The sequence below is a fragment of the Psychrobacter sp. 1U2 genome (genome assembly GCF_051847575.1).
Genome location: NZ_JBPYDC010001264.1, coordinates 1 through 650, shown reverse-complemented (window position 1 = coordinate 650; position 650 = coordinate 1). Strand labels below are relative to the sequence as shown.

At 41.5% G+C, this 650-nt stretch carries 2 protein-coding genes; one reads left to right on the top strand and one right to left on the bottom strand.

Going from position 1 to position 650, the window contains the following annotated elements; genetic code table 11:
* Positions 1-212, top strand: a 212-nt coding sequence (locus tag ACS8FD_RS21555) for an IclR family transcriptional regulator domain-containing protein (protein WP_439277378.1), incomplete at its 5' end; no start/stop codon positions are given.
* Between the two features lie 108 nt (positions 213-320).
* Here the strand turns inward: ACS8FD_RS21555 and ACS8FD_RS21550 are convergent.
* Positions 321-650 (bottom strand): NAD-binding protein (locus ACS8FD_RS21550; protein WP_439277377.1); only part of this gene is annotated, 330 nt, incomplete at its 5' end.

Below are 650 nucleotides of genomic sequence, written 5' to 3'. Positions count from 1 at the left end.
AAATGGAAGTCGGCGTAGATAACGAAGAATTTATCTCAGAGATGGTGGCAGTCTCAGTACCCATCCTAGACAAAAAATCGCGGTATTTGGCCTCCTTGTATGTGCATGCGCCTACTGTACGAGTGTCTCTCGATGAGCTACTCGAACATGTACCGCGCTTACAGACAGCAGCGCAGGATATACAAGCCTTGGTTTATGAATTACAAAGTTAGCTTTTATGTCTTGCATAAAAAAGGTCTTCACTATAATGATAATGAAGACCTTTTTTGTGCGCTAATATATCGATAAGCGATATATTGTCTTAAAACGCCTAGATAGACTTAAGACAATACTGAATGATCATGATAGGCCATAATACTAGAAAAGTCTCTATCGCCATTATCGCGTGCATGCGCTTCGTAAAGCTCTGTGGCCTTAGCGCCCATCGGCGTCTCAACCTCAGTATCCTTTGCAGTTTGCATGGCAAGATTAAGATCTTTTTGCATAAGCTTGCTCATAAATCCTCCTTTATAGCCATTGCTAGAAGGAACATTTTCTAGCACTTTTGGATAAGGGTTATAGACTTCGAGCGTCCAGTTGCGCCCTGAGCTTTGCAGCATGATATCTGATAATACTTTGGGATCTAAGCCATTTTTGACCCCTAAATTGAT